This window comes from Hwanghaeella sp. LZ110, assembly GCF_048892525.1.
Taxonomy (GTDB): Bacteria; Pseudomonadota; Alphaproteobacteria; order UBA8366; family Aestuariispiraceae; genus Pacificispira.
Genome location: NZ_JBLZHT010000007.1, coordinates 125,841 through 139,752, shown reverse-complemented (window position 1 = coordinate 139,752; position 13,912 = coordinate 125,841). Strand labels below are relative to the sequence as shown.

Below are 13,912 nucleotides of genomic sequence, written 5' to 3'. Positions count from 1 at the left end.
CAGCGACTGCCATAAGGGAAGTCGAAGGGTCATAATAATCGGTTCGCACGGCATTTAAACGCCGCTTTAAGGAATAGTTTGAAAATGGGGATGGTATCCTTTCTTAGCCACATAAATCCGGATGATTTACCGATCCCGGAGGGCGCACGACCTGCTGATAAACCTGTTCTGGCGCAAGACCACCCTGATCATGCGCTTGTGGAAGATTTCTATGCAGACCCTCGTGGGCGTCATTTTCTGAATTTCATCTCAGCCCACAGCGATTTTCTAAGCGCCCTTATTCGACGGGATGCGGATGTATTTGCAGACATTTTGCGGTGCGGGCCGGATGAGGCCGTCGCCCGTCGGATGGCGGCATTACCCAATTTGGATCAGACGGCGACCAATGACAAAACCCTGATGGTAGAGCTGCGCCGGGCAAAGCGTGCGGTTGCACTGGGTGTCGCAATTGCCGATTTGCTGGGCTTGTGGTCATTGGAAAAAGTGACAGGCACGCTGGCAGATTTAGCCGACAGCGCGCTGGAACGGGCCAGTCGGTTTGCGCTGCGCACCTGGCGGGGCGGCGCAGACGACACCGTGGGAAATGATACTGATGGTTTTGTTATCCTGGGGATGGGGAAACATGGTTCGCGTGAGCTGAATTATTCATCGGATATTGATTTGATCGTTTTATACGATACCCAGCGCCTGGCGCCGGATGATCCAGATCAGTTGCGCCAGGATATGGTGCGGGTCACCCGTCAGATTATCCGCCTGATGGAGGAGCGCACGGGGGAAGGGTATGTATTCCGCACGGATTTGAGGCTGCGCCCGGATCCCAGTGTTACCCCATTGGCAATGTCTGTCCGTGCAGCGGAAACCTACTACGAAAGCGTCGGTCAGAATTGGGAGCGCGCCGCGATGATCAAGGCGCGACCTGTTGCCGGTGATCACGCCCTGGGGGAGGAATTCCTGACCCATATCCGGCCTTTCATCTGGCGAAAATTTCTGGATTTTGCCGCCATCCAGGATATTCATTCCATCAAGCGCCAGATCAATGCCTATCGCGGGGGTGCAGAGATTGCCGTTGATGGTCACAACATTAAAATCGGTCGCGGCGGCATTCGGGAGATCGAATTCTTTGTTCAGACACAGCAATTGATCTGGGGCGGGCGTCAGGTTGAATTGCGGGAGAAGCCGACCTGCCTGATGCTGGATCGACTGGCAGAATTTGGCCATGTTCTACCGGAAACCGCCGCAGAGATGAAGCAGTCCTATCACTACCTGCGCCGCCTGGAACATCGGTTGCAGATGGTGAATGACCAGCAGACCCAGACCATGCCAAAAACGCCAGAGGGCATGGCGGCAATCGCCCAGTTCATGGGCCAGGCTGACCTGGATGCATTCCGCACGACACTGCGAGAGACCCTGACCACAGTTGCTGGTCATTATGCACGGTTATTTGAGGAATCGCCGGACTTGGGGGGCGATGGTTCTCTGGTCTTTACCGGCAGTGAAGATGATCCAGACACCTTGGACACCTTGTCGCGGATGGGCTTTGAAAATCCATCCCATGTCGCAGAGCGGATCAGGGTGTGGCATCGCGGGCGCTATCGTGCGACCCGCAGCGAACGCAGTCGGCAAATCCTGACGGAGTTGATGCCCCGCATATTAAAGGCTTTTGGTGACACGGCCAGCCCGGACGAAGCGCTTCAGCGGTTTGATAATTTTCTTTCCGGCTTGCCGTCTGGTGTTCAGCTTTTTTCACTGTTTCAGGCGCATCCAGTCCTGTTGAACCTGGTTTCTGAAATATTGGGGGAAGCGCCGCGCCTGGCCGACTGGTTGTCGCGCAAACCGATCCTTCTGGATTCCGTGTTGGGCGAGGACTTCTTTGATCCAATCGTGTCTGATGCTCCCTTTGCTGTGTCTGACGATGATGATTTATCCTCAGCATTGGCGCTGTGTCGCGATTTTCAGGATATCCTGGATGCGGTGCGGCGTTGGGCCAATGATCAGAAATTCCGGATCGGTGTTCAGTTGTTGCGTGGCGTTGCCGACGGGGATCGCATTGGCCCTGCCTATAGCGCCATTGCCTTGCGGGCGCTGCATGCGATCCTGCCCGCCGCATCGGAAGAGTTTGCAGAGCAGCATGGCCATATTGACGGTATGGGGATGGCGGTCATCGCCTTTGGTAAATTGGGCGGTGGTGAATTGCTGCCCATGTCTGATTTGGATCTGGTCTTTGTCTATGATTTTGCAGAGGGCGTGACCCAATCGGATGGTGCAAAACCGCTGGGACCACAGGTCTATTATCTGCGCCTGTGCCAACGCCTAGTGACCGCGATTACCACAGAAACCGGGGAAGGGTCCTTGTACGAGGTCGATACGCGGTTGCGTCCATCGGGCAAGGCCGGGGCTCTGGCGACACAATTGGCGGGCTTTGCCAATTACTACAAATTGCCAGACGGGGAGGCCTGGACATGGGAGCATATGGCCCTGACGCGCGCCCGGCCGGTTTATGGCAGTGCAGCGCTGCAGGCGCGCCTGACGGACGCCATTCATACCGCCCTGGTCCAGCCGCGCGATCCAAAGAAATTGTTGGTTGATGTAGACACAATGCACAATCGAATCGCGCGGGAATTTGCGCCGAAATCAGAATGGGATGTGAAGTATCGCCAGGGCGGTCTGGTCGATGTCGAATTTACTGTCCAGGCATTGCAGTTGGCGCATGCAGCGGAAAATCCTTCTGTTCTGTCCACCAATACCGCAGATGCGTTAGAGCGATTGCACGCCGCAGGATACCTGACCGAACCCGCCTTCACAGCATTACGTGAGGGGTTGCGCCTGTGGCGGCAGGTTCAGGCGGCAATCCGGTTGACCGCACCGGGGGGTGGGTTCGATGCAGCCAATGCGCTGGAAGGACAGAAGCGGGCTTTGGCGCGGGCTGCGGGGGTAGACGCATTTGAAGATTTAGCACCGCGGATGGAAAAAGTGGCGCAGGCAGTACGGGACCAGTATGAGGCATTGATCGCCACCCCCGCTGCGGGCTACCGTAAAGACCTGACCTGATCAAAGTCTTATCTATCCAAAGGAATTGTCGATCATGCTGACCATATGGGGACGCAAGAATTCCAGTAATGTCATGCCGGTCTTATGGACGGCGGATGAATTGGGCCTGACTTATGACCATAAAATGGTGGGGGGTTCCTTCGGTGGCATCAATACGGATACCTTCAAGGCGATGAATCCGAATATGCGTGTGCCTGTACTGCAAGATGGGGATTTTACGCTGTACGAGTCAAACGCCATTGTCCGCCACCTTGCACGGGCTCATGGTCAGGGCAGTTTGTTGCCTGACAATCTAAAAGAACAGGCACATGCGGATCAGTGGTTGGATTGGCATAAAACGACCCTGACCGGACCCATGATCGATTTGTTCTGGCGCACGGTGCGATGTGAACCGGATCAGCGAAACCCGGATTTGATTGCCCAGGCAAAGGTTGCGACGGAAAAGGCGCTGGCGCTTCTGGATGCGCATTTGGCCGGTCGCAGTTTTATGGTCATGGATCGGCTGACCATCGCAGATATCCCCTTGGGAACGCTGATCTATCGCTATTACAACATTCAGGTTGATCATCAGGATTTCAAGAATATCAAGGCATGGTATGCCCGCTTACAGGACCGCCCTGCCTATCGGAAAAATGTCATGATTCCGTTCGGAACGACCCTTGCGGAATGGGATAAACTCGAACGGTCTTTGGTGTAATCAAACATGTCTCCTCCTGTTGATCCCGTCGCAGCGACACAGGTCCTGCCAAAGAAAGTGGATGTCGTTGTGATTGGCGGCGGCATCATTGGTGTCTCTGCCGTCTGGCATTTGGTGAAAAAGGGCTACAGCGTCGCCCTGTGCGAAAAGGGCGTGATCGGGGGGGAGCAATCTTCTCGCAATTGGGGCTATTGCCGTCAGCAGGGACGTGACCCCAAGGAAATGCCGCTGATCCAGGAAGCCCTTAGGATATGGCGCGGTCTTGATAAGGAGATCGAGGCGGAAACCGGCTTTGCGCAGGCGGGCGTCATTTATGTTGCCAAGACTGAAAAGCAGATGGCCTCTTATGAGCGCTGGGTGGATATTGCAAAACAGTATCAATTGGATACCAGAACCGTTACCCCTCAGGGGTTACGCGATTTGTTGCCAGGCTATGAAACGGGTTATCCAGGGGCGCTGTGGACGCCCAGCGACGGGCGCGCAGAACCGCATAAGGCCGCCCCAGCCATTGCAACATCGGCACAGAAGAAGGGCGCAGCGATTCTGACAGGCTGTGCCGTGCGCGGTCTGGAAACATCGGGCGGGCGTGTGTCTGCTGTGGTCACGGAAAAAGGTGTGATCGCCTGTGACTCCGTCATCCTGGCCGGGGGTGCGTGGTCGTCCCTGTTCCTGAAGCGCCATGACATTGCGTTCCCGCAATTACAGGTCAAATCATCTGTGTTGCGCACAACGGCTGGACCGGAAGTGACGCCTGGGGGGCTTTCCACCCCCGATTTCGCGATCAGACGCCGGAATGATGGCAAATATTCCCTGTCGCGAGGATTTGATTCGACCTTTTATCTGGTTCCAGATGCGTTTCGCTGGATGGATAAATTCTGGAAATCCTTCATGGCGGAACGCGATACGATCAAGCTGCGCCTGGACGGTCGTTTCTTCGAACAGCTTATGCAAAACACCTCCTGGGATCTGAATTCGGAAAGCCCGTTTGAACGAACACGCATTCTGGACCCGGCGGCGGACCGCAAGATTCTGGACAAGGGCTTTGCCAGCTTCAAGGCCGCCTTTCCTGTTTTGAAGGATTTGCAGGTGGAGGAATATTGGGCCGGAATGATTGATACGACCCCGGATGCCGTTCCCTGTATCGCCCCGTTGGAGGCATTGCCCGGCTTGACGCTGGCGTCGGGTTTTTCCGGACATGGCTTTGGCATCGGGCCTGGCGCGGGCAAGCTGGCGGCGCAATTGACGGTTGGCGAACCGCCCTGTGTTGATCCAGAACCCTTCCGGTATACGCGCTTCTTCGACGGTACATCCCTGGCCCCGGTCGAGATTTAGGGGTCGGTTTTGGTATGTCGGGTTTGGTCTGAGAGTCAGTGCGACAGGCGCGTTTGGCACGTCTGGCCCTGGATTCCCGCCTGCGCGGGAATGACGAGAGTTATAGGCTAGCGTCACCCCGGACTTGATCCGGGGTCCAGGGCGGCGGGCGCGATTCGCGTGGGTGGTGCAGGAATACCACCTGGGCGTTCCTCAAATTGTTCCATTCTCATCCTGAGGAGGCGCCAATGCGCCGTCTCGAAGGAGGGGCTGTAAGTGCGGTGCTTGCAGAGGGCCCACCCTTCGAGACGCTTCGCTCCTCAGGGTGAGGAGACACTTGCCTAATGCACCGTCACCCCGGACTTGATCCGGGGTCCAGATCGGCGGGTTCGATTGGCATGGGTGGTGCTGGATTCCCACCTGGGCGTTCCTCAAATTGTTCCATTCTCATCCTGAGGGGTGCGGTAGCGCCGTCTTGAAGGAGGGGCTGTAAGTAGGGTGCTTTCAGAGGGCCCACCCTTCGAGACGCTACGCTCCTCAGGGTGAGGAGACACTTGCTTAATGCACCGTCACCCCGGACTTGATCGGGAATTGTATACTTGACGTACCAGGCCTCATTCCCCATATATCAGGGGAAGGAGAAAACTCATGTCCATCAAAGTCCGACGCCTCTCGTTTCCGACCGGATCATTGCCCGGACCCGTTGAAATAACCCTCGGCGATAACGCCACCGAGGAAGAAGCAACAATATGGATATCGGTCCAAGTCGAATCTCAGCGGCATACCACTGACAAGCTCTCGCTGATTTTGCGAGAAGCCCTTGAGACAGCGCAAAATGCAATCGACGAAGGAAAACAGAATTCGTCAACTCCGCGCGCTTAAGTTCATCTAATTCTTCCTTATAGGATAATTCCATGACTGATATCACCAACCCTATTTTTCACGATGTGGACAAAGCCCGCGCTCACTTGGAAGCGATCCGCTGGCCCAATGGTCCGATCTGCCCTCACTGTGGCGACGTTGACCATGCGACCAAGCTAGACGGTAAATCTACCCGTCCAGGCGTCTACAAGTGCAAGTCTTGCCGCAAGCCCTTCTCTGTTACCGTAGGCACTCTCTTTGAGCGCTCGAAGATCCCCTTGAATAAGTGGATTCTCGCTACGCACCTTATGTCTTCCTCCAAGAAGGGCATGAGCGCACATCAACTGCACCGCATGTTAGGCATCACATACAAGAGCGCATGGTTCATGGCACACCGTATCCGTGAAGCAATGCGCGAACCTATCCCAGAACCCCGTTCTATGGGTGGTCCCGGTAAAATTGTCGAAGCAGACGAAACCTTTGTTGGCGGCAAGGAAAAGAACCGCCACAAATCCAAGCGCGCTAAAACACGTTTGGGGGGCTCATGGGGTAAAGAAACCGTCTTTTCCTTAGTAGAACGCGGTGGGAAGGTTCATTCCCGCCACACCAAAAGCGTTGCCGCCAAAACGTTACGCCCGATCCTCGTTACTCAGTTGCAGGGCGATACGCACCTCATGACCGACGATGCGGGCCAATACCGCCATATGGGCAAGGACTTCAAGCATTCCGCAGTCAACCACAGCGCGGGCGAATACGTCCGCGGTGAAGCCCACACCAACACCATTGAAAGCTATTTCGCTATTCTCAAGCGCGGCATCATTGGCGTTTATCACCATGTTTCAGCCAAGCACCTCAAACGCTACCTTGGCGAATTTGACTTCCGTTACAATCAGCGCACCGCCACCGATTTTGAGCGCGCCGATCTTGCCCTTAAAGGCATCACCGGCAAGCGCATGACCTATCGGCGGACTGGTGAGTGGGCAACTGCCTAAAAAGCGCTACACCCGTCGCCAGTGGAAACGCTACCTCCTACTCTTGCTGTGGCGTCACCGTCAGAATGACTCGCCTCTTGATTGAGTCCGTGGTGTAATCACCCTAAGCACTGCTGAACCCATCGTGATGATGGCCCACTCAGGGTGCCTAGGGTGTTTCACGCACCCTATGTCGCCCCAGTGAAGGGCGGCTAAAGGGCATTCTCCGGACGGAGTCTTGGGACCCCCAAGACCAACCAAATGGATGTTTTGTCCGGCGTGGGTCGGTTGATCTAGACAACAAACCCACTAGCGCCAGCTAGGGCGTGAATAAAATACTTGGGTTTCACGACCCATGGCCATGGGCTCGCTGGAGGTCACGCAATGACCATCACAGTTCATGTTGACGTCGCGAATGTCCTTTGGGCCGTCGCGGCAATACTCGTCTACTTCGGTTGACGGCGAGCCGGGGCGGCTTTTTTGGTCGCCTCGCGCTTTGCCGTTTTCTTGTGCGGATCAGGCGGCGTTTCCAGCATCCGCCTTAACGTCTCGTCTCGCTTGGTTTCATCTTTCTTGGAGTCTGTCATGTCTAATTCAACCACAGTTCAGGTTAGTTCTTTTGATGCCGCTAGGATTAAGTTCCTAAATTGCTACGCTATGCTTGAATTTCAGCAGGCACATCTATTTGAAATCCTTTTAGATACGTCGCCCCAAAAAGCAAATAACGTCTTCTATCGCATCACAAACAAACGATCATGTTACTCAATAATTGACAGCCTACTGTCGTTACATGAAGACGACGCGGCACGAAAGTTCTGGTCTAAAATAGAAAAGAAAATGAACCCAATTGATCAATTTCGAAACAATCTTGTTCACTGGGTCCCAATTGCCGACATGGGAAACACCTCCGCCCCCCAAACAGAGCCATCTCGAAGATTTCTTCAACCAGGGCACTCTATATGCAAAACCGATGCAGCAAGCCTATCCACCGAAGATATTCTAGAAAAAAAAGAGGTTGTTGACCAATTGACACTAATCATCACCATTTTCTCCAAACATATCAAAAACAACGTTTCTGGCGACAAAGCTGAATCATTGCGCGAAATATATCTTCAACCAATAACCGATCAGACTGCAATGGCTCTTGCACAGTGCCAGATTCCCACAAAACCGTAACCCCCGCCTCAATCATCTCGGGGGTAACCTCAATTTCAGCACCGGCCTGTCCCATCAACCCTACTTTCCATTTTCTGGGTACGTCAAGTATATAAGTCCCGACTTGATCCGGGGTCCAGAGCGGCGGGTTCGATTGGCATGGGTGGTGCTGGATTCCCGCCCTCGTGGGAATGACAGTATTAGCATTTCGGTTCCGCATGTCTGAATCCCGTCCCTTGCGCGAAATCTCGAATCGCGACGGAGTCTTATCCGTTGATCGGGAAGGAGTGCCGCGCGCATGCAGTTGGATATGAAAACCCTTGTGGGGAAGCTGAACCCCGCCTGTAAAAAGGCGTTGGAAGGGGCGGCCCAGTTGTGTGTGCAGCAGACCAATTTTAATGTCGAAGTCGAGCATGTCCTGCTGAAATTGCTGGAACAGACGGACACGGATGCGGTGCAGGGTCTGAAGGCCCATGGTGTTGATCTGTCCGACCTGATTGCCGATTTGCAAAGCGCTGTCGAAGGATTCCGACGCGGCAACACCAGAACCCCCGCCTTGTCGCCCCAAATTGCTGATCTTCTGCAGGAAGCCTGGGTCTATTCCTCACTCAGCCTGGGCCAGAATGCGACGCGCTCTGCGGCTTTGCTGCAGGCCGCGCTGGACACGGAATCAATTCGTGCCCCCCTATTCGATGGCGCCCCTGCCTTTAAGGCGATCCCTGCTGCGGGCCTGCGTGACAGTTGGTCTGAAATTCTGCGCCAATCGCCAGAGGTAATGCCCAGTGCGATTGAGGCCAGCAAGGCCGATGCAAAGGCGGCGAAGGAACGGCGCAAGGAGGTTCAACAGGCGAAAGCCGGTGCACCAACGGAAGAAGAACAGGTGGCACAGGCTGCCGCCACCGCCAAGGCGGATGCGCTGGAGCTTTATACGATCTCCCTGACGGATCAGGCGCTGATCGGTGCAATTGATCCGATTGTCGGGCGCGATGGAGAGATACGGCAAATGGTCGATATCCTGATGCGCCGCCGCCAGAACAACCCCATCCTGACCGGTGAAGCCGGGGTCGGGAAGACAGCCGTGGTCGAAGGGCTTGCCCAGCGGATTGCTGATGGTGATGTGCCAGAACCTTTGCGGGATGTGGATTTGCGGGTTCTGGACCTGGCCCTGCTGCAAGCGGGCGCATCGATGAAGGGGGAGTTTGAGGATCGCTTGAAAACCGTCATCGATGCCGTGAAATCCTCCCCCCGTCCGATCATTCTGTTCATTGATGAGGCTCATACGCTGATTGGTGCTGGTGGCGCTGCGGGGCAGGGAGATGCGGCCAATCTGCTGAAGCCTGCCTTGGCACGGGGTGAATTGCGCACCGTCGCTGCGACAACATGGGCGGAATACAAAAAGTATATTGAGAAAGACCCCGCGTTGGCCCGGCGCTTCCAGGTCGTTAAAGTGGACGAGCCTGATCCAGAACGCGCAGTCGCGATGGTGCGAGGCCTGGCACGGCGTCTGGAAGAACATCACAAGGTGCGCATTCTGGACGAGGCGATTGCAGAGGCTGTTTCGCTGTCGGCCCGTTATATCACCGGGCGGCAATTGCCTGATAAGGCGATTGGCGTTTTGGACACGGCCTGCGCCCGGGTCGCGGTCGCACAAGGGGATCGTCCGCCCCAGGTGGAAGCGGCCATTCGTCAGGTTGAACGCCTGTCGGTGGAGCGTGACATTCTGCATCGCGAAAGGGTGCTGGAAGGGGATCACGCCGCCCGGTTGGCCAAACTGGATGCCGCGCTTGCGGAGGCTGAAACCCAACGCGATACCCTGACCGCCCGCTGGGAAGAAGAGCGCGCCGTTGTTGAGGAGATGATGGCGGTCCTGGCAAAGCGCTTGCAGGGCGAACCGCCGGGTCAGGCCTATGCCGATCTGAATGCCAAACTGGTGGCGCTGCAAGGTGATACGCCGATGGTCCCGGTGGAGGTTAATGGCGATACCGTCGCCAGTGTGGTTGCCGGATGGACGGGCATCCCCGTTGGCCGCATGATGCGCGATGACATTCAGGGCGTGATTGATCTGGAAAGCCGGATGAAAGCCCGCATTGTTGGGCAGGATCACGCGCTGGATGTGGTGGCCCGACGCATTCGCACCTATCGCGCGGGTCTGGATGATCCCAGCAAGCCAGTTGGGGTCTTTATGTTCGTTGGCCCCAGCGGTGTCGGGAAGACGGAAACGGCTCTAACCCTTGCGGAATTGTTGTTTGGGGGGGAGCGTAATCTGATCTCCGTCAATATGTCGGAGTTTCAGGAGGCCCATACGGTGTCCGGCCTGAAAGGCGCACCGCCAGGCTATGTCGGCTATGGCACGGGCGGCGTTTTGACGGAGGCCGTGCGCCGCAACCCCTATTCAGTTGTGCTATTGGATGAGGTGGAGAAGGCCCATCCCGATGTGATGGAACTGTTCTTTCAGGTGTTCGACAAGGGCATGATGGAAGATGGTGAAGGCATCGAAGTCGATTTCAAAAATACGGTGATCATCCTGACCTCCAATCTGGGGGATCGGGTCATCATGGATGCGGCTTTCAGTGGAGAGCCAATGTCGCTGGATGGCCTGGTTGCCAAGGTGCGCCCGGACCTGCTGAGCCGCTTCAAGCCAGCCTTCTTGGGTCGCATGGTCATTGTTCCGTACCTACCGCTAGGTCAGGAAGAGATTGCCAATATCGTCCAGTTGAAACTGGATCGCATTGCCAAGCGGTTTAGTGAAAACAATGGTGCCACTCTGGTACTGGACCCTGCCATTGCGCCAACCATCGCAGCGCGATCTGCAGAGGTGGAAAGCGGCGCGCGGGCGATCGACAATGTGGTAACCCAAAACCTGCTGCCAACCCTGGCCGAAGCCGTTCTGTCGCAAATGGCAGAGGGTAAGAGCTTTCAACAGGCCCATGTCTCCCTGGACGGCATGGGCTTTTCCGTGCGGTTTGAATGATCGTGGGTGTGGAATGAGGATTACAGCGATCACCCCCCTCCCAACCTCCCCCCCTCAAGGGGGGAGGGGTAAAAGATGGGGCTCCCCCCCTCAAGGGGGGAGGGGTAAAATATGGGGATCCCCGTTGAAGCGTTTCGCTCCCTCCCCCTTGAGGGGGGAGGGTCGGGGTGGGGGTGATCTTTCCACCGGCAGCATAACTGCGCTACGCTCATCGTATGAAACCAAGAACCCTTCGGGCCAATCCAACGAAAGCAGAACACCTGCTTTGGCAGATGTTACGGCAACGCCAGGTCGATGGTCGGAAGTTCCGTCGGCAGCAATTGATCGGTCGTTACATCGTCGACTTTGTGTGTCTGGAATTCAGACTGGTTGTAGAAGTCGATGGCGGGCAACATGCGGATTCACAGTCGGATGTAAGTCGAGATGCCTGGCTGAAATCCGAGGGTTATCGGGTTTTGAGATTATGGAACAACGACGTGTTGCAGAATTTGGAAGGGTGTGTCGAAACCATTCGATTGGCGCTTGCATCTCACCCCCCTCCCAACCTCCCCCCCTCAAGGGGGGAGGGGTAAAAGATGGGGCTCCCCCCCTCAAGGGGGGAGGGGTAAAATATGGGGCTCCCCCCCTCAAGGGGGGAGGGGTAAGAGATAGATCTCCCTCCCCCTTGAGGGGGGAGGGTCGGGGTGGGGGTGATCTCTCGTCTCGCACAACTGGGGGGGAGCGATTCCATGGCTGATCCGGTCGGTTTCTCCCAGGAGAACCAATATCTGGCTGTGACGACGCCATTGGGGGATGATGTCCTGATCCTGCAGGCGGTGCGCGGGACGGAAGGGTTATCGTCGCTGTTCCGATATGAATTGGAGATGGTGTCGGAAGACCCGGAGATCGACTTTACTGCCATTGTTGGCAAGACCGTCACAGCAGTGATTTATTCCGCTGATGGACAGACCAGTCGCTATGTTGATGGTCTTGTGACAGATTTTTCTCAGCATGATTCAGATCCGCGCTTGTGGACCTATCGCGCCATCATTCGTCCGAAATTCTGGTTGGGGACGCGCAAGACAGATTGCCGCATTTTTCAGGATATGTCGGTTACGGAAATCATCGAGCAACTGCTGGGGGAAATAGGGGTTACGGATTATGCGCTGGAAACAACGTCTGCCTATCAGAGCCGAACCTATTGTGTTCAGTATAACGAAACGGTGTTCGATTTCCTGAACCGGTTGATGGAGGACGAAGGGATCTTCTATTTCCATCGGCATGAAGAGGGTAAACATACATTGGTTCTGGCCGATGATGCCGATGCCCACGCGACCTGTCCCGGAATAAATCGCGCCACCTATCGCCCGACCGGACAGTCCGGGCGCGAGGATGAAGATGCGGTACATCAATTATCCTATTCGGAACGGGTGGTCAGCGACCATTACGCCACCGATGACTATAATTTTCAGACCCCTTCTACGGAATTGATGGCCAGCGCCGATGGCGATGGCAGTGGGTCTGATATGGAAGTGTATGAATATCCGGGCGGTTACATGGCGAAAAGCAATGGCGACAGTCGCGCCAGCCTGCGCATTCAGGAATTCGAAGCCCTGTCTAAGTCGCTGGAGGGGCGGTCCTCCATGAAATCCTTTATTGCGGGTTATGCCTTCTCCTTGATCTGGCATGGGCGCGATTCCCTGAATGCCGATTACGTGTTGGGGGAACTTTCCATTCGCGCCGACAAGGACCGGTATGAGAATGGCTTTGTTGCCTTTCCCAAGTCGCTTGCTTATCGCCCGCAGCGTAAAACCCAACGCCCGCGCATTCACGGGACGCAAACTGCGCTGGTGACCGGCAAAGCGGGTGAAGAAATATGGACCGATGAATTTGGCCGCGTGAAGGTGCAGTTTCATTGGGACCGGGAAGGCCAGAAGGACGAGAACACGTCCTGTTGGGTCCGGGTTGCCCAGGGCTGGGCTGGGAAAAGCTGGGGAACCTGGTTCCTGCCGCGGATTGGGATGGAAGTCGTGGTGACCTTCCTGGAGGGAGACCCGGACCGCCCGCTGATCACAGGCTGTGTCTATAACGGCGAACAGGTGCAGCCCTATACACTGCCCGACGATCAAACCAAGGCGACGATGAAATCCAATTCATCCAAAGGGGGCAATGGCTATAACGAGTTCCGTTTCGAGGATCTGGCCGGCAAGGAGGAAATATTCCTGCACGCCCAGAAGGACTGGAATTCTGTTGTGGAAAATGCCCGCACCACGACTGTGAAAGATGACGATGATACTGTCACCATTGAAAAGGGAAACCGCATCTTTGAGGTTCAGACCGGGGATGAGACTCATTCGGTGAAGGGGGATCGCAAACTGACGGTGAATGGCTCTCAGACCCATAAGACAGATAACGGCTTCACCCATACCGTGACCAAGGATTACAAGCTGACAATTTCTGGCGACCTGATCATTGATGTGGGCGGCGATATAAAAATTACGGCGGGCAAGAATATCAACAGCGAGGCCGCTCAGAGCATTACCAATGATGCCGGGATGAATTATGAAACGACGGCTGGTCAGAATATTACAAATTCAGCTGGCACCAATATTGATAACGAAGCCAAGATGAACCTGACCAATAAGGGCGGCATGAATGTCACCGATGATGCGGGGACGAAGCTGACTTTGAAGTCTGGCATGACCACGGAATCCACGGCGGGCATGTCCCTTAAGGAAGAAGGCGGAGTTTCAATGGAGATGAAGGGCGGTATGAGCCTGACAGAAGAAGGGGGGCTGACACTTGAGTCTAAGGGCGGGCTGTCTGGCACCTATGAAGGGGGTACGACGGGCACGTTCAAAGGGGGCGTGATGGCAATCCTGCAAGGTGCCATTGCCAAGATCAATTAAGGATCGCATC

Annotated in this window: 10 protein-coding genes; 9 read left to right on the top strand and 1 reads right to left on the bottom strand. The window is 55.5% G+C overall.

Going from position 1 to position 13,912, the window contains the following annotated elements; genetic code table 11:
* Positions 1-84: 84 nt before the first annotated feature.
* The 5 genes from ACOSDM_RS15160 (at position 85) to ACOSDM_RS15140 (ending at position 6,909) form a co-directional block, all read left to right on the top strand.
* Positions 85-3,048 carry a bifunctional [glutamine synthetase] adenylyltransferase/[glutamine synthetase]-adenylyl-L-tyrosine phosphorylase gene (locus ACOSDM_RS15160; protein WP_420725388.1) on the top strand — a complete coding sequence of 988 codons (2,964 nt, stop codon included), beginning with the start codon at positions 85-87 and terminating at the stop codon, positions 3,046-3,048.
* 34 nt (positions 3,049-3,082) lie between these two features.
* The gene (locus tag ACOSDM_RS15155; protein ID WP_420725387.1) at positions 3,083-3,745 is read left to right on the top strand and encodes a glutathione S-transferase family protein; all 663 of its coding nucleotides are present in this window, start codon (positions 3,083-3,085) and stop codon (positions 3,743-3,745) included.
* Positions 3,746-3,751: 6 nt separating this feature from the next.
* Complete coding sequence (locus ACOSDM_RS15150; RefSeq protein WP_420725386.1) at positions 3,752-5,077, top strand: NAD(P)/FAD-dependent oxidoreductase; 1,326 nt, start codon at positions 3,752-3,754, stop codon at positions 5,075-5,077.
* Positions 5,078-5,704: 627 nt separating this feature from the next.
* A complete protein-coding gene (locus ACOSDM_RS15145; RefSeq protein ID WP_420725385.1) occupies positions 5,705-5,938 on the top strand; it encodes a hypothetical protein in 234 nt (77 codons plus the stop codon).
* A gap of 32 nt (positions 5,939-5,970) precedes the next feature.
* Positions 5,971-6,909, top strand: a complete 939-nt coding sequence (locus ACOSDM_RS15140; RefSeq protein WP_420725384.1) for an IS1595 family transposase — start codon at positions 5,971-5,973, stop codon at positions 6,907-6,909.
* Between the two features lie 425 nt (positions 6,910-7,334).
* Here ACOSDM_RS15140 and ACOSDM_RS15135 read toward each other — a convergent pair whose 3' ends face one another.
* Positions 7,335-7,475, bottom strand: a complete 141-nt coding sequence (locus tag ACOSDM_RS15135; RefSeq protein WP_420725383.1) for a hypothetical protein — start codon at positions 7,473-7,475, stop codon at positions 7,335-7,337.
* Here ACOSDM_RS15135 and ACOSDM_RS15130 point away from each other — a divergent pair.
* From ACOSDM_RS15130 to ACOSDM_RS15115, 4 genes are all read left to right on the top strand, one after another.
* Positions 7,474-8,064 carry a hypothetical protein gene (locus tag ACOSDM_RS15130; RefSeq protein ID WP_420725382.1) on the top strand — a complete coding sequence of 197 codons (591 nt, stop codon included), beginning with the start codon at positions 7,474-7,476 and terminating at the stop codon, positions 8,062-8,064. The genes ACOSDM_RS15135 and ACOSDM_RS15130 overlap by 2 nt on opposite strands.
* Positions 8,065-8,341: 277 nt before the next feature.
* Complete coding sequence (gene tssH / locus ACOSDM_RS15125) at positions 8,342-11,014, top strand: type VI secretion system ATPase TssH (protein WP_420725381.1); 2,673 nt, start codon at positions 8,342-8,344, stop codon at positions 11,012-11,014.
* A 215-nt stretch (positions 11,015-11,229) separates the two neighbouring features.
* Complete coding sequence (locus ACOSDM_RS15120; RefSeq protein WP_420725380.1) at positions 11,230-11,586, top strand: endonuclease domain-containing protein; 357 nt, start codon at positions 11,230-11,232, stop codon at positions 11,584-11,586.
* Positions 11,587-11,742: 156 nt separating this feature from the next.
* A complete protein-coding gene (locus tag ACOSDM_RS15115; protein WP_420725379.1) occupies positions 11,743-13,902 on the top strand; it encodes a type VI secretion system Vgr family protein in 2,160 nt (719 codons plus the stop codon).
* The last annotated feature ends 10 nt before the right edge of the window (positions 13,903-13,912 follow it).